The sequence below is a fragment of the Streptomyces sp. NPDC048257 genome (assembly GCF_043201855.1).
Taxonomy (GTDB): Bacteria; Actinomycetota; Actinomycetes; order Streptomycetales; family Streptomycetaceae; genus Streptomyces.
In genome coordinates this window covers 105467-119690 of record NZ_JBICZI010000002.1, presented here as the reverse complement: position 1 = coordinate 119690, position 14224 = coordinate 105467, and the positions used below count along the sequence as shown (strand labels likewise).

At 70.5% G+C, this 14224-nt stretch carries 9 protein-coding genes; 2 read left to right on the top strand and 7 right to left on the bottom strand.

Translation table 11 applies throughout. The annotated features are described in order from the left end of the window. Positions 1-217 precede the first annotated feature (217 nt). Positions 218-2434: a germacradienol/geosmin synthase gene (locus ACGFZK_RS04610; RefSeq protein ID WP_393847367.1), complete on the top strand. Its 2217-nt coding sequence runs from the start codon at positions 218-220 to the stop codon at positions 2432-2434. Positions 2435-2506: 72 nt separating this feature from the next. Here the strand turns inward: ACGFZK_RS04610 and ACGFZK_RS04605 are convergent, their stop codons facing one another. The 7 genes from ACGFZK_RS04605 to ACGFZK_RS04575 all read right to left on the bottom strand — a co-directional run bounded on the left by ACGFZK_RS04605 (position 2507) and on the right by ACGFZK_RS04575 (position 12240). Further along, positions 2507-3745: a GNAT family N-acetyltransferase gene (locus ACGFZK_RS04605; protein ID WP_393847366.1), complete on the bottom strand. Its 1239-nt coding sequence runs from the start codon at positions 3743-3745 to the stop codon at positions 2507-2509. Between the two features lie 111 nt (positions 3746-3856). Beyond that, a complete protein-coding gene (locus tag ACGFZK_RS04600; RefSeq protein WP_393847365.1) occupies positions 3857-5116 on the bottom strand; it encodes a YncE family protein in 1260 nt (419 codons plus the stop codon). Between the two features lie 169 nt (positions 5117-5285). Continuing rightward, entirely contained in the window at positions 5286-6437 is a 1152-nt protein-coding gene (locus ACGFZK_RS04595) for an XdhC family protein (protein ID WP_393847364.1), read from the bottom strand. A gap of 81 nt (positions 6438-6518) precedes the next feature. Continuing rightward, complete coding sequence (locus ACGFZK_RS04590; protein WP_393847363.1) at positions 6519-7982, bottom strand: NCS2 family permease; 1464 nt, start codon at positions 7980-7982, stop codon at positions 6519-6521. A gap of 321 nt (positions 7983-8303) precedes the next feature. Further along, positions 8304-10706, bottom strand: a complete 2403-nt coding sequence (gene pucD, locus ACGFZK_RS04585) for a xanthine dehydrogenase subunit D (protein WP_393847362.1) — start codon at positions 10704-10706, stop codon at positions 8304-8306. A 2-nt stretch (positions 10707-10708) separates the two neighbouring features. Beyond that, complete coding sequence (locus ACGFZK_RS04580; RefSeq protein WP_393847361.1) at positions 10709-11341, bottom strand: (2Fe-2S)-binding protein; 633 nt, start codon at positions 11339-11341, stop codon at positions 10709-10711. Between the two features lie 2 nt (positions 11342-11343). After that, on the bottom strand, positions 11344-12240 hold the full coding sequence (locus ACGFZK_RS04575) for an FAD binding domain-containing protein (RefSeq protein ID WP_393847360.1): 897 nt from the start codon (positions 12238-12240) through the stop codon (positions 11344-11346). A 254-nt stretch (positions 12241-12494) separates the two neighbouring features. On the opposite strand from ACGFZK_RS04575, the gene ACGFZK_RS04570 reads away from it, so the two are divergent. After that, positions 12495-14174 carry a PucR family transcriptional regulator gene (locus ACGFZK_RS04570; RefSeq protein WP_393847359.1) on the top strand — a complete coding sequence of 560 codons (1680 nt, stop codon included), beginning with the start codon at positions 12495-12497 and terminating at the stop codon, positions 14172-14174. Positions 14175-14224: the final 50 nt, after the last annotated feature.

Here is a 14224-nt window from a genome sequence, read left to right as displayed (position 1 = left end):
CGACCGCCAGCGGGTGGGCTTCCCCTGGGAGCGACCCGCCCCCCCCCCCCCGCCTTAGCCCCCGGCGGGGCCCCGCGTCGCGGAACGAGTGGTGCGTCACCTGATGAAGTGAAATCACCCTTGTCCCCTGCGCATCACGGGTAGGGCACTGCTGATCTCGTGCGGGGGACCGGGGCGACCGGGCTCCCGTACCCATGGACGAAAGGCCGAGCCCGCCGTGACGCAGCCGTTTCAACTGCCGGATTTCTATGTGCCCTATCCGGCGCGACTGAACCCCCACCTCGAGGACGCGCGGACCCACACCAAGCAGTGGGCGCGCGACTTCGGGATGCTGGAGGGTTCCGGCGTCTGGGAGGAGAGCGACCTCGACTCGCACGACTACGCGCTGCTCTGCTCGTACACCCACCCCGACTGCGACCGCGACGCGCTGGCGCTGGTCACCGACTGGTACGTGTGGGTGTTCTTCTTCGACGACCACTTCCTGGAGATGTACAAGCGCTCGCAGGACCGCGACGGCGCCAAGGAGTACCTCGATCGGCTCGCCGCCTTCATGCCGATGGACCTGTCCGGCGGTTTCCCCGAACCCACCAACCCGGTGGAAGCGGGACTCGCGGACCTCTGGGCGCGGACCGTTCCCGCGATGTCCGCCGACTGGCGGGAACGGTTCTCCTTGTCGACGAAGAACCTCCTCAACGAGTCCATGTGGGAGCTCGCCAACATCAACATCGGGCGTGTCGCGAACCCGCTCGAGTACATCGAGATGCGCCGCAAGGTCGGCGGCGCCCCCTGGTCGGCCGGCCTGATCGAGTACGTGTCCGCCGAGGTCCCGGCGCGCGTCGCGCACTCCCGCGCGCTCGGCGTCCTGCGCGACGCCTTCTCCGATGCCGTGCACATCAGGAACGACATCTTCTCCTACGAGCGCGAGGTCGCCGACGAGGGCGAACTCTCCAACGCCATCCTGGTGTTGGAGACCTTCCTCGGCTGCACCACCCAGGTGGCCGCCGAGGCCTCCAACGACCTGCTCACCTCCCGCCTCCAGCAGTTCGAGCAGACCGCGCTCGTCGAGCTCCCGCAGCTCTTCGCCGACCACGCCCTGGACCCTGCGGAGATCGCCGCCGTCCTCGCCTACACCAAGGGTCTGCAGGACTGGCAGTCCGGAGGCCACGAGTGGCACATGGTCTCCAGCCGCTACATGAACAAGGAGGCCAGGCCCACCGCCCCGGCGAGGCTGCCCTTCCTGCCGTCCGGGCTCGGCACCACCGCGCTCGACCTGCGGTCCGTGTTCGCCAGGCGCTCGATGGAGCTGCGCCACCGCTCCTTCACCCACGTCCCCTTCGAACGCACCGGCCCCTCCGTCATCCCGGACATCTACATGCCGCACCGGCTCAGCCTCAGCCCGCACCTGGCGCACGCGCGCGAGGAGTCCGTGGCCTGGTCCCGGCGGATGGGCCTGCTGGACCCGCAGCCGGGTGACCCCGGCTCGGCGATCTGGACCGAGGAGCGGCTGCGGGGCTTCGACTTCGCCGTCTGCTCGGCCGGGATCGACCCCGACGCCACACCGGAGGAGCTGGTCCTCAACGCCTGCTGGCTGACCTGGGGCACGTACGGGGACGACTACTACCCGGTGGTCTTCGGCCGGGGCGGAAACCTTCCGGCGGCCAAGGCGACCACCGCCCGCCTGATCGCCATGATCCCGGTCGACCACGCCGACCGGCCGGAGCCGGTGACCGCGATGGAGCGCGCTCTCGCCGACCTCTGGGTGCGCACCAGCGCCGCCATGCGCGTCGAGCAGCGCACCGAGTTCCGGGCCACCCTGGTCAGCATGCTGGAGAGCTGGCTGTGGGAGGTGGACAACCAGATCCAGAACCGCATCCCGGACCCCGTGGACTACGCGGAGATGCGCCGCCACACCTTCGGCAGTCACCTCACGATGTACCTGTGCCGCCTCGGGCACCAGGGGCGGGGCATCCCCGAGGAGATCTACGCCTCCGGGACCATCCGTTCACTGGAGAACGCGGTCGCGGACGCCGCTTGCATGATCAACGACATCTACTCCTACCAGAAGGAGGTGGAGGTCGAGGGCGAGGTCCACAACTACGTCCTGGTCACACGGAACTTCTTCGACATCGACTACCCGCAGGCCCTGCACATCTGCCACGCGCTGATGACGCAGCGGACCGAGGAGTTCGAGCACATCGTGGCGACCCAGCTGCCGCTGCTCTACGACGACTGGAAGCTCGGCGCCGAGGCCCGGGAGGCGCTGGACGCGTACGTGGGCGAGCTGAAGGACTGGCACGCCGGCATCCTCAACTGGCACGAGAAGATCCGCCGTTACCGTGCCGAGGACCTGCACGCCCAGCCCGACCTGCTGTCCACCCGCATCCTGGGCGACGGCTTCGGCATGGCGGCCGCCCGGATCTCCCTGCCCGCCTGATCCGGTGACCGGGCGGCGGGGGCGGGGACGATCCCGCTCCCCCGCCCCCCGGCCACCAGCCCCCGCCGTACGTCAGAACTCGTCGCTCGTGTGCGGCAGTACGGCCGTGCGCAGGGCCGCGTCCAGCGCCGCCGCCGCACCGGGCGTGTGCTCCCGTACCAGTCCGGCCGCGACGAGCTCCTCGACCCGGGTGCCGCCGAGGTAGCACGCGGCCAGTTCGCGTACGTCCAGGGCCAGGTCGGCGGCGGAGTCCGCGTGGTCGTACTCGTACGTCGCCCCGCCCGGCCCCGTCTTGAGCCGGAACCGCCCGGCGTTGGCGGGCAGCTGTACGTCGTGCACCTCCAGCACCACCTCCACCGGCGCGGCCCAGGACCGCGCCGTCAGGGCGGCGCGCACGTCGACCAGGCGCACCCAGAGCGCCGGGAACTGGGCGGTGACCCGTACCTGGTCCCGGTCCGCGGCGAAGTGCAGCAGCGGGTCGTCGGCCGGGCGGCCCCACGCCGAGACCTTGCCGGTGAGGTCGAGGGAGGCCACGCACTCCCACAGCGCGGCGGCGACCGCCGGGGTGTCGGCCTCCAGCTCGTCGACCCGGACCCGGCCCGGCACGCGGACGGCCGCGGCGTCGTCCTCCGGCTTGGTGCGGTAGAGCACGTAGCCCGCGATCGGCTGACCGGGCTCCCCGAGGACGATGATGCGCGGCGGGCTCAGCTCCTCGTCCTCCTCGTCCTGTTCGGCCAGCCACTCGTCGCGCCAGCGCACCTCGCTGCGGGTGGGGCGGCCGGCCCGCCCGGCGCGGGCGGCCTCGTGGAAGGGCCCGATCACGGCGAAGGCCTCCTCCGGGTCGACGAGTCGCAGCGGACGCCGGTCCGGGTCGATGCGCAGGGCCAGCGGGCGGGTGGAGTCGATCTCGATGGTGGCGCCGGTGGTGGCGCTGCCGTAGCCGAAGCGGCCGTAGATGGCGGCTTCGGAGGCCCAGAGGGCGGCGATCGGAGCGCCCGCGGCGGCGGTCCTGCGGAGCATCTCGGTCATCAGGCCGGTGAGGACGCCGCGCCGGCGGTGGGTGGGGGCGACACAGACGAAGGTGAGCCCGGGGCAGGGCAGGTCCGCCCCGGGCACGGAGAGCCGGAAGTCGTGCGCGGCCATGGAACCGACCAGCGCGGCGCCGTCGTAGGCGCCGATCCGGTCGCAACTCGCGAGCAGCGCGTGGTGTTTCTCCCGGGCCTCCTTCTCGGGCCGGTCGTGGAAGACCAGGTACGCGAGCTCCAGAGCACGGTCGATGTCGGACTCGGGTACTTCGCGGATGTCCACCATGATCGCGAGACTAATCGGTCATCGCGGACCGGTCACCCCAAAATAACCGGGTTGCCGCGTTCGACCGGTTCACAGACCTCGCCCGACCCTCCGGCCCCCCGGGCCACGCGGCTACCGGGCGGCGGGACCCGTCCAGCCGGCCGGGACATGACCGAGCCGGACGCGCTGGGGATGGTCGCCGACGGGGACGGAGACCCGCTTGGTGCCGGTGGCGAAGTCGATGGCCGTGACCCGGTCGGCGGCGCTCTCGGAGATCACGCAGGCGCTGCCGTCGCCGTCGACCGTGGCCCAGTACGGCTTGGCGGCCGGCACGAGCGGCCCTTCGGCCAGGGTGGCCCGGTCCACGACGGTGGCGTAGTCGTCCATGGTGCCCGCGATGCAGAGCTTCGCGCCGTCGGGGCTCATGGACATGCCGTGGTGGCGGGAGTCGTTGACCCAGGTGGTGCGGTCGGTGCTGGTGGCGGGGTTCATCGGGAGGGCCTTGAGGCGGGTGATCCGGTCGGAGGGCACGTCGTACTCCAGGAATCCGTTGAAGAAGGACACCTGGAAGTAGAGCTTCGACTCGTCGGGGCTGAAGGAGACCGGGCGGACGGCGTCGGACAGGTCCCGGCGGCCGAAGGCGTCCAGCCGCTCGCGCATGTCGATCACCCGCACGGTGCGGAAGGTCTGCGCGTCGACCACGGTGATCTTGCGGTCGCCCTTCGTCCAGTCCAGCCAGGGCGCGTCCAGAGCGGTGTTCACCTCGCCGATGGAGCTGTTCCACAGGAAGCGGCCGTCGCGGGTGAAGGTGTTCTCGTGCGGTTTGTCCCCGGTGCCGAAGGAGCCGACCTGGCGTCCGGTGGTGATGTCCAGGACGTGCACGGTGTTGGAGGTGGAGGCCGAGACGGCGACACGGGTCCCGTCCGGGGACACCGCCATGTGGTCGGACCGGTATCCGGACACCGGGAAGCGCCAGTTGATGCGCCCGGAGGCCAGGTCGACCGACACGACGTCGGCGAAGCTGGGGCGGGAGACGACGACGGCGGAGCCGTCCGGGGTGGTGTACATGTCGTCGACGAACTGGTCGTGTCCCTCGCCGGCGCTCTCCCGGATGCCGAGGAAGAAGGCGAGCTTCACGGGGTTGAGGTAGATCTCGCGCAGCCGCTCCGCCTTGTCGGGGACCACGTCGATCCGGCCGACCTTGGCGAGGTCGCCGGTGGAGGCGAGGACGTCGGCGGTCCCCTCCCAGTTGTTGCCCACGAAGAGCACCTCGCGCAGGCCGCCACGGGTGCCGTCACCAGGGCCGGTACCGGCACCGGCCGGGGCCGGCGCGACGGCGGTGAGCAGGGTGGCCGCGGCCAGCAGGCCCAGGGTTCGCACGGTTCGCAACATCCGTTCAACTCCGCTACGGGAAAGGGATGGAGAGGGTGCCTCCTATTACCGGCCGGTAAAATAGGGGGAACGCCAAAAGGGCGCAACCCCCACGGGGCGCGCCCTTTTCTCACCTTCGGCCGTCACGCAGTCAGCCGCCACGCAGTCACGCAGTCACGCAGTCACGCAGTCACGCGACGGAACCGATCCTGTCGATCAGCCTGTTCGAGACGTCCGGGTGGATCGGGATGTGCGCGCCGGTCAGGGTCGCGCCGCTGCCGCCGCGGCGGTTCGCCACGATCTCGGCGGCGATGGACAGCGCGGTCTCCTCCGGCGAGCGGGCGCCGAGGTCCAGGCCGATCGGGGAGCGAAGCCGGGCCAGTTCGAGCTCGGTCACACCGACCTCGCGCAGCCGCTCGTTGCGGTCCTCGTGGGTGCGGCGGGAGCCCATGGCGCCGACGTAGGCGACGGGAAGCCTGAGGGCCAGTTCGAGGAGCGGGACGTCGAACTTGGCGTCGTGGGTGAGCACGCACAGGACGGTCCGGCCGTCCACGTCGGTGCTCTCCAGGTAGCGGTGGGGCCAGTCGACGACGATCTCGTCCGCCTCGGGGAAGCGGGTCTTCGTCGCGAAGACGGGCCGCGCGTCGCACACCGTCACCCGGTAGCCGAGGAACTTGCCGATCCGCACGAGGGCGGAAGCGAAGTCGATGGCACCGAAGACGATCATCCGCGGGGGCGGGACGCTGGACTCGACCAGCACCTTCAGCGGCTCTCCGCAGAGCCTGCCGTCGGCGCCGATCTCCAGCACGCCGGTCCGGCCCGCGTCGAGCATGGCGCGGGCCTCCTCGGCGATGGTGCGGTCCAGCTCGGGGTGTCCGCCGAAGCCGCCCTGGTGGGCACCTTCGGTACGGACGAACACGGCGCGGCCCATCAGCTCCGCCGGGCCCTGCGCGATCCGGGCCACCGCGGCGGCCTCGCCGCGGGCCGCGGCGGCCAGGCCGGCCGCGAACACCTCCCGTGCGGGCGAGCCCACACGGACCGGGGTGACCAGGATGTCGATGATTCCGCCGCAGGTCAGACCCACGGCGAAGGCATCGTCGTCGCTGTACCCGAAGCGCTCCTGGACGGTCTCGCCGTCCTCAAGCGCCTGCAGGCACAGCTCGTACACCGCGCCCTCCACGCATCCGCCGGAGACCGAGCCGATGGCCGTGCCCTCGCTGTCGACGGCGAGTGCGGCCCCGGGCTGCCGGGGGGCGCTCCCGCCGACCGCCACGACGGTGGCGACGGCGAAGTCACGTCCCTGCTCGACCCACCGGTTCAGCTCTTCGGCGATGTCCAGCATGGGGGGCCTCCTCGGAGAGGTTCGGTTCCAGTATCGGATACGTGGAGGGTGCGGTACTCGTCAGGACCGGGTCCGGCCGGGTCAGGCGACCCCGAGCCAGTGCTCGATCGGGTTCAGGGCGAAGAAGACCACGAAGATCGCGGTCAGCGCCCACATGAAGCCGCCGATCTCCCGGGCCTTGCCCTGAGCGATCTTGATGGCGACGTAGGAGATCACACCGGCGGCGACGCCGGCCGTGATCGAGTACGTGAACGGCATGATCACGACGGTCAGGAAGACCGGGATCGCGGTCGCGCTGTCGGCCCAGTCCACGTGGCGGGCGTTCTGCATCATCATCGCGCCGATGACGACCAGGGCCGCGGAGGCGACCTCACCCGGGACGATCTGCGTGATCGGGGTGAAGAAGAGGCAGGCGGCGAAGAAGAGACCGGTGACGACGGAGGCGAGGCCCGTGCGGGCACCCTCGCCGACGCCGGTCGCGGACTCGACGAACACGGTCTGACCGGAGCCGCCCGCGACGCCACCGATGGCGCCACCGGCGCCGTCGATGAAGAGCGCCTTGGACAGGCCCGGCATGCGGCCCTTGTCGTCGGCCAGCTTGGCCTCGGTGCCGACACCGATGATGGTGGCCATGGCGTCGAAGAAGCCGGCGAGCACCAGGGTGAAGACGATCATGCCGACCGTCATGTAGCCGACGTCGCCCCAGCCGCCGAAGGAGACGTCACCGAAGAGCGAGAAGTTCGGCATCGAGACCGCGGAGCCGTCGAGCTCCGGCGGGCCGTTCTTCCAGGCCTTCGGGTCGATGTCCACGACGGCGTTGAGGATCGCGGCCAGGACGGTGCCGCCGACGATGCCGATCAGGATGGCGCCGGGCACCTTGCGGGCCTGGAGCATGAAGATGGAGATCAGGGTGATGCAGAAGAGCATGACGGGCCAGCCGGACAGCTCACCGACCGCGCCGAGCTGGACCGGGGGACCGAACTCCGGACCCCTGCCCACGAAGCCGGCCTTGAAGAAGCCGATCAGGGCGACGAAGAGGCCGATGCCCATGGTGATGGCGTGCTTGAGCGCGAGGGGGATCGCGTTCATGATCATCTCTCGGAGGCCGGTGACGACCAGGAGACAGATCACGACGCCGTAGACCACGCACATGCCCATGGCCTGCGGCCAGGTCATCTGCGGGGCCACCTGCGAGGCCAGCACGCCGGACACGGAGAGACCGGCGGCAAGGGCGAGCGGCACCTTGCCGACGAAGCCCATGAGCAGGGTGGTGACGGCCGCGGCGAAGGCGGTGGCGGTGATGATCGCCGACCCGTCCATCACCGTGCCGGCGACGTCCTTGCCCGACAGGAGCAGGGGGTTGAGCAGCAGGATGTACGCCATGGCCATGAAGGTCGTGATACCGCCACGGACCTCGTTGCCGACGTTGGAACCTCTGTGCGTTATGTGAAAGTAGCGGTCGAGCCAGGACCGTCCGGCGGGCGGCTGAGAGCCTTCGCCGGCCTCTTCCGCCGTGGTCTTCGGCTCTACTGACGATTGGGTCATGGTGCCTAACTCCCAAGGTTCAAAGGGGCACCCGCTTGGAGATTGGAGACGCGGGATTTGGGATGGTGCGTTTGGCTGCACGACCCGGGGTGACGGCCCGAGGCGACGCGAATGTGCACTGCGTGTACTGCGGGTAGTGCGGGGGTGACCGCTGGTACTACGGAGGTTCTTGCAGGGGTACTGCCAGGTGAAGGGACCGCGAGCGGTGCGGTACTTCGTAGGTCCTCCGGGCGGTGCGCGGTGAAGTGTGACGTTCCCATGCGCACCACCCGGAGAGTCTGAGGGGGTCCGGGGGCCTCACGGCCCCCGGGCCACGCCGTCCTAGAGGGTCCCGGTAAGGGCTTCCGGACGGATCGGCGTCTTGTTGATCTCCAGACCCGTCGCCTGCCGGATCGCCGCGATGACGGCCGGGGTGGACGAGAGGGTCGGTGCCTCGCCCATACCGCGGAGGCCGTACGGCGCCTTCGGGTCGGCGAGCTCCAGGACGTCGACCGGAATGGTCGGGGTGTCGAGGATGGTCGGGATCAGGTAGTCCGTGAAGGAGGGGTTGCGCACCTTCGCGGTCTTCGGGTCCACGATGATCTCTTCCATGATCGCGACGCCGAGGCCCTGGGTGGTTCCACCCTGGATCTGGCCGACCACGGAAAGCATGTTGAGCGCCTTGCCGACGTCCTGCGCGGTCGCCAGCTCGACGACCTTGACCAGGCCGAGCTCGGTGTCCACCTCGACGACCGCACGGTGCGCGGCGAAGGTGTACTGGACGTGGCCGTTGCCCTGGCCGGTGACCAGGTCGAAGGGCTCGGTCGGCGCGTGACGGAACTCGAGCTCGAGGTCGATCGCCTCGTCCTCGAGGATGTCGGCGATGTCCGCGAGGACCTCGCCGCCGTCGGTGACGACCTTGCCGCCTTCGAGGAGCAGCTCGGCGGTCGCCCACGCGGGGTGGTACGAACCGTTCTTGCGGCGGCCGATCTCCAGGAGGGCCTCGCGGACGGCCTCACAGGTGTTCTTCACCGCGCCACCGGTCATGTACGTCTGCCGGGAGGCGGACGTGGAACCGGCGGAGCCGACCTGGGTGTCGGCCGGGTGGATGGTCACCTGCGTGACGCCCAGCTCGGTACGGGCGATCTGCGTGTGGACGGTGATGCCGCCCTGGCCGACCTCCGCCATGGCCGTGTGGACCATGGCGACGGGCTCGCCGTTGATGACCTCGAGCCGCACGCGGGCGGTCGAGTAGTCGTCGAAGCCCTCGGAGAAGCCGACGTTCTTGATGCCGACCGCGTAGCCGACGCCGCGGACGACGCCCTCGCCGTGGGTGGTGTTGGAGAGGCCACCGGGCAGCGCGCGGACGTCCGCACCCTCGCCGGCGCTCTCCCACTGGCGCTCCGGCGGCAGCGGGCGGGCCTTGACCCGGCGCAGCAGCTCGGCGACGGGCGCCGGGGCGTCCACGACCTGGCCGGTCGGCATGACCGTGCCCATCTCCATGGCGTTCAGCTGGCGGAACTCGACCGGGTCCATGCCCAGCTTCTCCGCGAGCTTGTCCATCTGGGCCTCGTAGGCGAAGCAGGCCTGGACGGCGCCGAAGCCGCGCATCGCGCCACAGGGCGGGTTGTTCGTGTAGAGCGCGATCGCCTCGATGTCCACGTCCTCGAGGACGTACGGACCCACCGAGAGCGAGGAGGCGTTGCCCACGACCGCCGGGGAGGCGGACGCGTACGCGCCGCCGTCCAGGACGATCTTGCACTTCATGTGCGTGAGCTTGCCGTCCTTGGTGGCGCCGTGCTCGTAGTACAGCTTCGCCGGGTGGCGGTGCACGTGGCCGAAGAAGGACTCGAACCGGTTGTAGACGATCTTGACCGGCTTGTTCGTGGCCAGGGCCAGGAGGCAGGCGTGGATCTGCATCGAGATGTCCTCGCGGCCGCCGAAGGCACCGCCGACGCCCGAGAGCGTCATACGGACCTTCTCCGGCGGGAGGCCCAGGACCGGGGCGATCTGCTGGAGGTCCGAGTGCAGCCACTGGGTGGCGACGTAGAGCTCGACACCGCCGTCCTCCGACGGCACGGCCAGGCCGGACTCCGGGCCGAGGAAGGCCTGGTCCTGCATGCCGAAGGTGTACTCGCCCTCGACGATGACGTCGGCGCGCTTGCGGGCCTCCTCCACGTTGCCGCGGATGATCGGCTGGCGGTGCACGATGTTCGGGTGCGGGACGTGACCGATGTGGTGGTCGTCGCGGCCCTCGTGGATCAGCGGCGCGTCGGCGGCGAGGGCGGAGGCCTCGTCCGTGACGAGCGGCAGCTCCCGGTAGTCGATCTTGATCTTGGCGGCCGCGCGGCGGGCGGTCTCCGGGTGGTCGGCGGCCACGAGGGCGACCGGCTCACCGTGGTGACGTACCCGGCCGTTGGCGAGAACCGGGGTGTCCTGGATCTCCAGGCCGTAGTTCTTCATCTCGGCGGGCAGGTCGTCGTACGTCAGGACCGAGTACACGCCGGGCATGGCGAGCGCCTCGGAGATGTCGATGGAGACGATCTCGGCGTGGGCGACGGTGCTGCGCAGGGTCTGGCCCCAGAGCATGTCCTCGTGCCACATGTCCGAGGAGTACGCGAACTCACCGGTGACCTTGAGGGTGCCGTCCGGGCGAAGAATCGATTCGCCGATGCCGCCCTTGTTGTGCTTCTGGGTGACGTTCGTCGGCGTACCTGCGGGCACGGTGCGGGTCTTCTGAGCCATGGTCAGACCGCCTCTCCCTGACGGGCGGCCGCGAGGCGGACCGCGTCGAGGATCTTCTCGTAGCCCGTGCAGCGGCAGAGGTTGCCGGACAGGGCCTCACGGATGTCCTGGTCGGACGGAGAGGGGTTCTCCTCCAGGAGCGCGTCCGCCTGGATCAGCAGACCCGGGGTGCAGAAACCGCACTGGACGGCGCCGGCGTCGATGAACGCCTGCTGGACGTTGGAGAGCGGGGTGCCCTCACCGGTCTGCGAGTCGCCGGCCCGCGAGCGGAGCTCGCTGCCCGGCCCGTGCGCCTGCCACTGCTTGGCCGCGTCCAGGGACACGCCCTTGCTGCCGCAGCCACCGCCGGCGGCGCAGGCACCGCCGTGGCCGTGCTCGTCGCGCTGCTTGGAGAACTCCGCCAGGCCCTCGACGGTCACGACGTCGCGACCCTCGACCTGGCCGGCGGCCACGAGACAGGAACAGACCGGCACGCCGTCGAGGCGGACGGTGCAGGAACCGCACTCGCCCTGCTCACAGGCGTTCTTCGAACCCGGCAGGCCCAGGCGCTCGCGCAGGACGTAGAGGAGGGACTCGCCCTCCCACACGTCGTCGGCTTCCTGCTGACGGCCGTTGACCGTGAAATTGACGCGCATGATTACGCAGCCCCTTCAAGCGAGCGGCCGTTGCCGGTACCGCGGTACTGCTCCCAGGTCCAGACGAGCTGGCGGCGAGCCATGATGCCGACCGCGTGACGGCGGTACTTCGCCGTGCCGCGGACGTCGTCGATCGGGTTGGCCGCGCCGGAGGCGAGGTCACCGAACTGCTTGGCGATCGACGGGGTGATGACCTTGCCGGACTCCCAGAAGCCGCCCTCTTCGAGCGCGGCGTTCAGGAACTCCTCGGCGGCCTTCGCCCGGATCGGGGTCGGCGCGGCCGACCCGATACCGGTACGGACCGTGCGGGTCTCCGGGTGCAGCGCCAGGCCGAACGCGCAGACCGCGATGACCATCGCGTTGCGGGAGCCGACCTTGGAGTACTGCTGGGGTCCGTCCGCCTTCTTGACGTGGACGGTCTTGATGAGCTCGTCGGCGGCGAGCGCGTTGCGCTTCACGCCGGTGTAGAACTCGTCGATCGGGATCAGGCGCGAGCCGCGTACGGACTCCACCTCGACCTCGGCACCCGCCGCGAGCAGCGCGGGGTGGGAGTCGCCGGCCGGAGAGGCGCAACCGAGGTTGCCGCCGACGCCGCCGCGGTTACGGATCTGCGGGGACGCGACCGTGTGCGAGGCGAGCGCGAGTCCCGGGAGCTCCGTGCGGAGGTTCTCCATGATCTGCGTGTACGGGACGGAGGCGCCCAGGCGAACCACATCCTCGCCGACCTCCCACTCCCGCAGCAGACCGATGCGGTTCAGGTCCAGGAGGTACTCCGGCCGACGGTGGTCGAAGTTGATCTCGACCATCACGTCGGTGCCACCCGCAATCGGCACAGCTGTGGGGAACTCGGCCTTTACGGCGAGCGCCTCCTCCCAGCTGGCGGGGCGAAGGAAGTCCATAGAGCGGCTCTCTTCTTCTTCATCGTGTCGTTTACTTCAAGCCAGGAGGCCTGCGAGTCCTCGACTGGTCGTTCACGTGCTGTTAACGCGGTGTGGACCCAGTACACAAGCCGCCCGCCCCCGGGTGCAGTCACTGAAACCATGAAGGAGTTGGCTGACGGCCTCCCTCGTCTTGTAGATTCGTATGAAAGGCAGGATGCGACGACCTGCCCGATTTCCAACGGCAACATTCGAGACAGATCGGCGGCGACATCATGCGGCTGCGCGCACTGCTGGAAACCGAAGCGCTGGGGCTGCGGCTGCTCGGCGGCGAGGGTGAACTCGACCGGACGGTCCGCGGGGTCATGACGACCGACCTGCGCGATCCCAGCCGATACCTGTCGGGGGGCGAACTGGTCCTGACCGGCCTGGCCTGGCGGCGAAATTCAGCCGACTCCGAGCCTTTCGTACGAATCCTGGCGAGCGCGGGCGTCGCCGGGCTCGCCGCGGGCGAGGCGGAGCTCCAGGCCATTCCCGACGATCTTGTTTCGGCCTGCGTGCGCAATCGGCTGCCGCTGTTCGCGGTCAACGAGGACGTTGCATTCGCCACGATCACCGAATACGTCGTACGGCAGGTTTCGGGTGAGCGCGCCGGAGACCTGGCGGCCGTCGTGGACCGGCATCGCCGTCTGATGACCTCGGGTCCGGCCGGCGGCGGCCCCGACGTGGTGCTCGATCTGCTCACCACCGACCTCGATCTCCGGGCCTGGGTGCTGTCCCCCACCGGCCGGCAGATCGCCGGGGCGGGCGAGCCGCTGGCGCCGGGCGTGTGCGCAGCACTGGCGAGCGAGCACCTTGCGGCGGTCCGGACGGGCCGCAGGGGGCCGCATCGGATCTCCATCCAGGGTATTACCTACTCGCTCTTCCCGATCAGGGGACACGGCCGCGGCGCCACCGGTCCGGGCGCCCGGGACGTGCGCGAGACGGTGCTCTCGGACTGGCTGCTGGCCGTCGAGGCGGACGCGGGCGACTGGCCCGCGGAGCGCCTGGACCTGCTGCAGGGCGTCACCCAGCTGATCGCCGTGGAGCGCGACCGGCGGGACGCCGCGCGCACGGTGCGCCGCCGCCTCGCACAGGAGGTCCTGGAACTGGTCCAGACGGGTGCTCCGCCCGCCGAGATCGCCGCCCGTCTGCGGGTGGCGGCCCCGGTGCTGCTGCCCGGGCTGGGCGCCGCCCCGCACTGGCAGGTCGTCGTGGCCCGGGTGGACTGGGACGGCGGGGACATCCCCGGCGGCCCGGTGGCCCAGTCGCTGCTGGAGGAGATCCTCGTCGACCCGTCGGTCTCGGGGCCCGAGCCCTCGGACCGGATCGCGGTGGCCCATGCGGGTGACGAGGCCATCGCCCTCGTGCCGCTGCCCTCGCTGTCCGGGGACGCCGGGGAGGACAAGGGCCCGGACTCCGCCCTGCACGCCGACGCCCTCCTCGCGACCGTACGGGACCCCCTGGCGGCCGGTCTGGCCGACGACGGCCGGCTCACGCTGGGCGTCAGCGCGGCCGTGCACTCCGCCGAGGGGCTGCGCGGGGCGCTGGAGGAGGCCCGGCACGCCCGCCGGGTGGCCGCGGCGCGCCCTGGCCGGGTCTGCGCGGCGGGCCACCACGAGCTGGCCTCGCACGTGCTGCTGCTGCCGTTCGTCCCGGACGACGTCCGCCGCGCCTTCACCGCCCGGCTGCTGGACCCGCTGCGGGACTACGACCGGCGCCACCGCGCGGAGCTCATCCCGACGCTGGAGGCCTTCCTGGACTGCGACGGTTCCTGGACCCGCTGTGCGACGCGTCTGCACCTGCACGTCAACACGCTGCGCTACCGCGTCGGGCGGATCGAGCAGTTGACGGCGCGCGACCTGTCGCGGCTGGAGGACAAGCTCGACTTCTTCCTGGCACTGCGGATGAGCTGAGAAGATCCGCCCGTGGCCGAACCCCTCCGGCCGCGGGGCGGCTGATGATC